The 8,612-nt window shown below is 39.6% G+C and carries 6 protein-coding genes and 1 rRNA gene; 2 read left to right on the top strand and 5 right to left on the bottom strand.

The genetic code is table 11. The features are described 5' to 3' along the window. Positions 1–233: 233 nt before the first annotated feature. Genes lysS through fad_RS09190 form a run of 3 tightly spaced genes read right to left on the bottom strand, consistent with a single transcriptional unit; the run spans position 234 to position 2,763 of the window. Positions 234–1,757 carry a lysine--tRNA ligase gene (gene lysS, locus fad_RS09200; protein ID WP_081143128.1) on the bottom strand — a complete coding sequence of 508 codons (1,524 nt, stop codon included), beginning with the start codon at positions 1,755–1,757 and terminating at the stop codon, positions 234–236. 2 nt (positions 1,758–1,759) lie between these two features. Next, the gene (locus tag fad_RS09195; protein WP_081143127.1) at positions 1,760–2,341 is read right to left on the bottom strand and encodes an orotate phosphoribosyltransferase-like protein; all 582 of its coding nucleotides are present in this window, start codon (positions 2,339–2,341) and stop codon (positions 1,760–1,762) included. After that, complete coding sequence (locus tag fad_RS09190) at positions 2,338–2,763, bottom strand: HIT family protein (RefSeq protein ID WP_081143126.1); 426 nt, start codon at positions 2,761–2,763, stop codon at positions 2,338–2,340. The genes fad_RS09195 and fad_RS09190 overlap by 4 nt, the downstream gene beginning before the upstream one ends. 248 nt (positions 2,764–3,011) lie before the next feature. Between fad_RS09190 and fad_RS09185 the strand changes: the two genes are divergently transcribed. Further along, the gene (locus fad_RS09185) at positions 3,012–3,908 is read left to right on the top strand and encodes a ribokinase (protein WP_081143125.1); all 897 of its coding nucleotides are present in this window, start codon (positions 3,012–3,014) and stop codon (positions 3,906–3,908) included. 44 nt (positions 3,909–3,952) lie between these two features. Beyond that, positions 3,953–4,783: an Mrp/NBP35 family ATP-binding protein gene (locus fad_RS09180; protein ID WP_009887008.1), complete on the top strand. Its 831-nt coding sequence runs from the start codon at positions 3,953–3,955 to the stop codon at positions 4,781–4,783. A 220-nt stretch (positions 4,784–5,003) separates the two neighbouring features. Here fad_RS09180 and fad_RS09175 read toward each other — a convergent pair. Both fad_RS09175 and fad_RS09170 read right to left on the bottom strand, forming a co-directional pair. Then, a 23S ribosomal RNA gene (locus fad_RS09175) occupies positions 5,004–7,915 on the bottom strand. A gap of 414 nt (positions 7,916–8,329) precedes the next feature. Further along, positions 8,330–8,569 carry a hypothetical protein gene (locus fad_RS09170; protein WP_009887007.1) on the bottom strand — a complete coding sequence of 80 codons (240 nt, stop codon included), beginning with the start codon at positions 8,567–8,569 and terminating at the stop codon, positions 8,330–8,332. Positions 8,570–8,612 lie beyond the last annotated feature (43 nt).

The raw sequence follows: 8,612 nt of genomic DNA, 5'->3' as shown, positions 1-8,612 counted from the left end.
TTTTACCGGTAATACCGGGCCTCTACATATTTTAACAATTCCAGAAATTTATCCGCATTGTAAACTCTGTGGCTTTCTTTCTGATAGATTTTTAAAAGTGCTAAACTTATTTTAGAAAGATTGGAAAATCGAAACATGGAAGCATCTACCAGCTCATTAACATTTGATGAAGCTGTGTGGGTTGTTAAAAAGAATAGGCATAATGGAATTTAAATAGTATTTTTTATTCTATATCACTGTGTAGAATCATTTTGAATAAGGCTTTTAATCCTGTCTACCACATAATTTTTATCCATGCTTGATAGAAAATATCCAAGGCGTGGCCCCTTATCTTTATCGATAAAAACCCGATAAAATAAAGTAAATACGTCCTTAGGTGTAAGCTTGCGGTCTCCAATTATATCGTAAATCACTGTATGTATGGAATCTGATGTCCATTCTACACTGGCGAGTTTATCCAGAAATTCCTGTAATATCGATCTCTGATCATCTGTAAGTAGGAATTGCTTGTCTGTCAATGAGAATTTAATGTTTTCCGGAGCATATTTAGATAGCCAGTATTTTGCAATAACTATTTCATTTTTGAGATAATCGTCTATCTGATCCTTATCGTACCCGCTTCTTTTAAGTGCTGAAAAGAAGCTATTGTCATCCCTGTATATCTGGATCAGGGTTACTATATGCCTGAAATTTATTTTTTCAGGTGCATCAAGTATTTTAATGCGTGACATCTCATAAATACGCTTGAAGTTTTCATTGTTTGATTCGTCCAGGCCAAAGTAAGCGCGCTCCATCTTTTCGTAATCGTCTATAAGGTTCAATAATCCCATTCCCGGGTCAAAATCAATATGCCTTCCAGGATCATTCCTTGCTATAAGGAATCGTAATATCTCTGGAGGTGCAAATGTTGTTACCTCAGATGCAGTTATTGCCACACCTGTTGATGAGTGCATTACCCCCACGCCTTTTAACAGTATTCTTTCATACATCAAAGGCACCGGAGGAGATATTTTAAAAATTTTGGCTGCGATTTCCTTTCCAGTATCGTATGAACCACCTGAGGCTGCGTGGTCTTTTCCAAAGGGCTCTATTGTAACACCAAGTGCATACCATTTTGCAGGCCATTCAACACGCCATGGCATTTTCCCGTCATCTTTCCTTATATCTGCCTTATCTTCATTGCCACATGCCTTGCATTTATAATATGCGTACGGATTTTCATATCTGGTAACTGTTGATGAATTAATTTTTCCGCATTTTGAACATCTGGGTTCATATGGATACCATTCTGGACCGATATCGTATCCGGCAACATCATGCATGATCTTCGCTATTTCTTCCCTGTGGTTCATGGCTATGTCAATTGCTTCTGCAAGCTTTCCTTCCCTGTATAGCCCTGTAGTGCTGATAACTTCCACATTTACATTGATCTTTTTTAAGGTTTCAAGGAAAGGTTTCAGGAAATAATCTGAATATTTTCCATCTCCTTCTGGAGCAGGTATATAGCTGAGTGGCATGCCTACATACTGTGAATAACTCCCGTCCAGAAATGGATAAACCTTCCTCAACGGGTCAAGGTCATCACATAAATATATGAATCTTGATTCAAGTTTTTTATCAAGTGATGCCTTATAAAGTATATCGCCTGTGAGTATTTCCCTCATATTTCCAACATGTATTGGACCTGAGGGTGATATACCTGTAGATATAAGCTGTGTGCCATTCAGGTTTTCGACCAGTGCATCTGCCCAGTACATTATTATCCCACCATAGTAGCCCGGATAAGTGACCTTACGGGGACATTATTTATTTCATCAGAATTTAATTTAGATACAAGTACGACACACAACACCACCTCTCCGCCCTGGTTGTGTACGTCTTCAATAGTCCTCTTCATTGTTTCTCCTGTACTTATAACATCATCTATTATGACTATTTTCTTGCCTTTAACACCGGCAAAATTGCTGCTGAACATTCCTTCCTTCCCTGAAGGGTGCGGCCTGTAGACGATTAGCTCCCTATCAAGCAAATCTGAGAGCATTGTTGCATATGGTATTCCATTTATAGTTATTCCTATTATTGATGTTACATTATCCAGAGATATTTCTTCAGTAACTATATCGGCCATGACCTCTGCTATTTTCTCTATCCTGTTGCCATATACACCCACGCTGCGCCATCCAATCTTTGTGTCAGATACACTGTTTCCCTTGAGGTCCTTGCTCAAAAGCCATGTTATGGTATTTACGGAAAGATGTAGCTCCGTTGATATTTCCTTATCGGACATTCCCTTATTTTTCAGTTCCAGCGCTCTATTATACAATTCTTCAAGACTTTTCATAATTCTACCTCTTTTATGCCTGCCCGGATTTTGGCAGCAATGATTTCAAGATCATCTATATTTGCATTTTCCCTTTCCCAGTTTATCTTCTTCCTGTAATACCTGGGTATTATATGAACATGATAGTGCATAACTACCTGGTTTGCCACCCTGCCATTGTTCTGCCCTATATTCAAGCCATCTGTTTTAAGTACGTTTTTAACAGCTATAGATATGCGTTTCACGGCAAGCTGGAGTTCTAGATATATATCCTTATCAATATCATATATGTTTTCATAGTGGTTTCTGGGTATTACAAGAACATGACCCTCTTCTATAGGGGCATTATCCATAAATGCAAGTATGTTTACACCTCTGTAGACAAATGCCGCATTGCCTTTGTTAGCTATTTCCCTGCAGAAAATACATGTTTCATCGTACATTTAATGTATATTGTACACAGTATAAAAAATATTTTCGTTTGGATTTAAATAATTTCCATCATCCCATATAATTTATCCGGGCTAATGCGTATATTTCCAGTCGAAAAGTCCGGATGTTATGTATATGACTTATTGTTTTTACGAACATAATTTCGCATTCATGACATTTCCAGACATTTCAGCCACTGATTATTATTAATTTACGGTACATTTCACTAAATATATAAATTATACCGGTATAATCCAGCATGCAAGGGATAAAGGTTGTCGGCAGTATCAATATGGATATTATTATGTCTTCGGCTAGATTGCCGGAAACCGGTGAAACAATAAAGGCAGATAAATATTATATGTATCCTGGCGGAAAGGGCGCAAATCAGGCTGTGTCTGTTGCCCGTACCGGGGTAAAGCCACAGTTAATCGGCAAAATTGGAAATGATTATTTTGCTGAAATGATTACAAATTACCTTAGAAAGGAAAATCTGGATTTGTGTTTAACCTATGGTGATAAAACCGGCATTGCAATGATTAATGTTGAATCTTCGGGTAAGAATATGATCACTGTGTATCCCGGGTCAAATGGGAATATGTCATATGAGGATTTCCATAATATTGAACTGAAAAATTCCATTGTAATGTTCCAGCAGGAGATACCCTTAAAGACAATAAGGGATTTTATATCCAGTAATATGGAAAATGGAAATCTGTTCATTACAGACCCAAGCCCATTTTCTGAAGATAGCTATATACTGGAGAATAGTGGCATTTTGACTCCAAATGAAACCGAAGCCCAGCTAATAGCTGGATGTACTATAAACAGCGTAGAAGATGCGAAAAAAGCATCTACATTAATATCCGGGAAATATAAAAACAATGTAATCATAAAACTTGGTTCCAGAGGTTCAATCTCAAACTTTGACGGGGAGATAAAATATCATAAGCCATATAATGTAAAAACTGTTGATACAACAGGCGCAGGTGATTGTTTTAATGGTGCATTTGCGTCGGAATTCCTCAGGACCGGAGATGTAGATAAAAGCATGGAATTCGCCAATATAGCAGCTGCACTGTCAACTACAGGTTATGGCGCTTTTCCGTCTTTCCCTTACAGAAACCAGATTATTTCCATAATGGAATATGAATAAATGGAAACCGGGTAACGTTATATATTAATATAAAATACAAGAATATGGCAGGAACAATAAAGATAAATGACCCGCCGCCAAGGCCGTCATTAACCCCCGGAAAATCTGTTAAATATAATGTAAAACATACAATAATGGTTATGAGTGGAAAAGGCGGAGTTGGAAAATCAACTGTAGCTACCAATCTGGCTGTTACCCTTGCACAGAAAGCATTTAAAGTAGGGCTTCTAGATGCCGATATAAATGGGCCTGATGACCCGAAAATGCTTGGCGTTGAGGAAGCGAAAGCCTTTGGAAATGAGGAAGGGAAAATAGAACCAGCTAAAACGAAATATAATGTAGATGTAATCTCAATGGAAATGGCATTGCCCACACATGATACTCCGGTAGTATGGAGAGGGGCAATAAGGCATAAAGCGGTTCAGCAGTTCCTTGAAGATACCTCATGGACTGATAAGGATTTGCTTGTCATAGATCTTCCGCCGGGAACAGGTGATGAACCCTTAAGTATTTGCCAGCTTATACCTGATGCAGATGGAATTGTCATTGTTATAACTCCACAGGAAGTGGCCCTCCTTGATGCAAAGAAAGCTATAAATTTTGCAAGAAAAGTTAATATGCCAATTCTTGGGATTATTGAAAATATGAGTGGATTTGTGTGCCCGCACTGTGGTCAGGAAACTGACATATTCAAGAAAGGTGGTACAGAACAGATAGCAAAGGAATACAACATACCCTATCTTGGAAATATACCTATTATGCCAGAAATAGTCCAGGATTCAGATTCAGGCATACCTGCGGTAGCAAATAATGATTATATAAAGAAATTTTTTGATGTTGTGGCAGATAATTTAATTAAAAATTTGAAAAAATAATTTTTTAATTTTATACATATAATTTTCTTTAAAGCATATTCTATTTGTAATATCTAAATTATATAATTACATTAAAAACCGGGCTAAACACCCGAAATAAAGAATATTTTTTTAATTAAAATGAAGATTTAAATTCTAGAATATAGAAAGATAACAATGTAATTTAAAATAAATAATTAAAATAATACCAATGAAATGGCAATACCGGATAATTGATTTATAGATTGTAGATTTTCGATCAATTAGTAGTCGTGGACTTAATACCTCGCAAAAGCTTGGTACTTATATCCCGACTCTATCAACCTCTTCTTTTAAGAGTGATCTCAAACAATGTCTATTTTCAGGGGCGACTTCAAGCTTAGATGCTTTCAGCTTTTATTCGCGTATGACGTGGCTACTCGGCAACTGCCCTGTCGGACAACCGATAAACTAGAGGTCACGAACCCCCGTTCCTCTCGTACTAAAGGCTCCTTCCCTTCAGACATTGAACACTCCCACAGAGAAGCAACCCTACTGTCTCGCGACGTAGTGAACCCATCTCAGGATCCCTTTTAATGGGCGAACAGCCCCACCCTTGGTGTCTTATGCAGCACCAGGATAGGAACAGACGACATCGAAGTAGCAAACCCTCGGGTCGATGTGTACTCTTACCGAGGACAACTCAGTTATCCCTGGGGTAACTTCTCTCTTATCACCTGCCCTCATAAAGAGGGAACTAGGTGGTTCGTTAGGCCCTGCTTTCGCATCTGCGTTCCCTATTGGCTGGAACACAGTCAAGCTAGCTTTTACCCTTATACTCTTTGAAGGATTTCTGACCCTTCTGAGCTAACCATTGGAGACCTCTGTTTTCTTCTTAGAGGCGTGGCGCCCCACCCAAACTGCCTACCAATAGTTGTCCCTTTCTTCAAGGTTAGTGACGCAACTTTTAAAGGGAAGTGTTTCATCGTTGCCTCCATTCTGGCCACGACCAGAACATCGACGGCTCCTTCCTACCCTACGCATTAAAAATCGCGTCACAGCTACAGGCTGCAGTAAAGCTCCACGGGGACTTCGCTTTCATGTGGGAGAGACTGGATTGTGCACCAGTACATTAATTTCACGGGGCTGAATGTGGGGACAGTGGGACTCTCGTTGAACCTTCATGCGAGCCGCCAATTAAGCGGCTAGGTATTACGCTACCTTGAGAGGGTCATAGTTACCCCCGCCGTTTATTGGCCCTTCTTCTCCTTGAAAAGAGCTTTCAGGTACCAACACTGGGCAGGTTTCGGCCGCTATACACATCCTTACGGACTAGCAGCGGTCTGTGTTTTTGGTAAACAGTCGGGGTCCCCTTGCCACTGCGACCTATCCTATTTCTGGATAGGCATCCCTTCTACCTAAGATACGGGACTATTTGGCCGAGTTCCCTCACATCCATTATTCCCAAACGCCTGAGACTATTCATCTAGGGGCACCTGTGTCGGTTCTTGGTACGAACTCAGGCTTGACCCATATATATCTTTCATAGGCTCCGGGACTTGAAAAAATTCCCATACGGGAACAGATATTACTTCGTAAACTTCTCGTCATTACAACTCTCCATTTACTTATAAATACCCATACGTAGACAAGCATACACTCTCTATCCCAAAGCGTATATATATGGCAAAACACCTGAGGCGCTGGAATATTAACCAGCTTCCCTTTCGATCACTTCCTGTTAGGGGTGACCTTAGGATCGGCTAACCCTCGGCTGACGAACATTGCCAAGGAACCTTTGCCCTTTCGGCGGAATGGATTTTCACCATTCTATTCTGCTACTTTTACCAGGATCCGCGATACTATACGGTCCATCCCTCCTCTCGAAGAAACTTCTATCCATATAGCACGCCCCCCTACCACATCACCTTTCGGTGGTCTAATGTATCGGTAACTGGCTTTAGCCTCTTCCATCTTGGAGGCAAATAACCTCGGTGAGTGAGCTGTTACGCACTCTTTAAAGGATAGCTGCTTCTAAGCTAACCTCCACACTGTCTTCGGTCATTAACCTCTTTAAATCGCACTTAGCCAATTTTAGAGACCTTAACATTAGTCTCGGTTGTTTCCGTCACGGGCGTAAAGCTTATCCCTACGCCCTAGCACCTGGTATCTTCGATTCTAGCAAGTTCGGAGTTTGACAAGGTGGTGCAGTATTTCTACTGCTGGCCACCCAATCGGTCGCTCTACCTCACCAGACATCTCCACCAAGGTCTACCTGCGGGTAGTATTGGGGGGAACCCGCTATTGCCACTCTAGATTAGCCTTTAACCCCTATACCCAAGTCATCCAAACGATTTGCACATCAGAACTGGTTCGGTCCTCCATCTAGCTTTCGCTAAACTTCAACCTGCTCAGGTATAGATCGAGTGGCTTCGGGTCTGCCACAGATGACTAAACGCATTTATTACGTTACTCCTCCATTGCTGTGCGAGTAATCGCTTTCGCTACGGCTGCTTCTTTTAGAATTAGCCTCGCCATCCATCACAACTCCCTGGCCCGTTCTTCAACACGGACTATAGAACACCGGTCCCTCTTTCGAGATCATTCCTTTAGTGCCCTATAAAGTTTTCACTGCTTGGTTTCAGGCTCTTTTTACAGCCCTTCCGGGTTGCTTTTCAGTTTTCCCTCACGGTACTTCTTTGCTATCGGACTTGAGTAATATTTAGGGTTGGATGTTCATGCCACCCATATTCCCACGCGAATAATGACGCATGGTACTCAGGATATCTTTCCTCGTAGCCTCTTTAGTTACTTCCAGGGGACTATCACCCTCTCTGGTAAAGCTTTCCAACTTTTTAGAATTCCTAAAGTAGGCATTGAGAAAGATCCGTACTCCACATATCTATTTCTTTACAGAAAAGATTCGGTTTGCCCTCTACCGCTTTCGATCGCCTTTACTAACGGTATCTCTATTGATTTCTCTTCCTCCCGGTACTAAGATGTTTCAATTCCCGGGGTTCCCTCTCCTTTCGGAGTGTTAAACAGGAAGTCCCATTCGGAAATCCTTGGATCAATGGCTCCATGCACCTCCCCAAGGCATATCGCAGCTTGGCACGTCCTTCATCGGTTCTCAAACCAAAACCATTCCCCAAGCAGTTTGTATGATACACAATCTATATCTCATAATTATCCGGTATCATCGGTTATAAATAACCTCGCCCTTCCCTATTAATTATTAAATCAATAGGTGCATTCATTTATTGGTATAATTGATATTACAAACTGTGATATAAACGTTTTGATAAAGGTAAGACAATAGAAAAATATACCTGTATATGAATAAAATATCTTATTTTTTGCCACTTAAATTATAAAAATATCAAAATTGCCCAGAACCTATCAATTTACATTGTAAATTGTAATATTGTAAATTTATTATAATTATATATTAATTCAAAACATAATATTTAAATACTCGTCGTATTTTATTATATATTAGACAGATAGCACAAATATACGGATGTTAAAACAAAATTACTGCATTAAATTTAATCTGCAGACCCTTAACGTGATTAATAAAGTGGCCTGTTATTTTCTTAAAAGTAAATAAATTTCATTATTTTCCCTGCATATATCAACAATGCTTAATTTGCAGTAATTTACAATCTTCTCAAATGTTTTATTGTCGTAGGGGAATTTGTCTTTAATAAGCATAACTTTTACAGTATCTGAAGGTTCAATTTCTATCTGTATGGATTTTATGCTGGACATTAAGAAATTAAAGGGGTCACCGCCGCACGAAACATTTCTGTAATCCATTTCTATCATAGATTATAATAATATACGTCAACTTAAAAAGCAGGTAACATTG

The sequence above is a fragment of the Ferroplasma acidiphilum genome, assembly GCF_002078355.1.
In the GTDB taxonomy this organism is placed as follows: domain Archaea; phylum Thermoplasmatota; class Thermoplasmata; order Thermoplasmatales; family Thermoplasmataceae; genus Ferroplasma; species Ferroplasma acidiphilum.
This window is presented reverse-complemented; position numbering and strand designations above follow the sequence as displayed.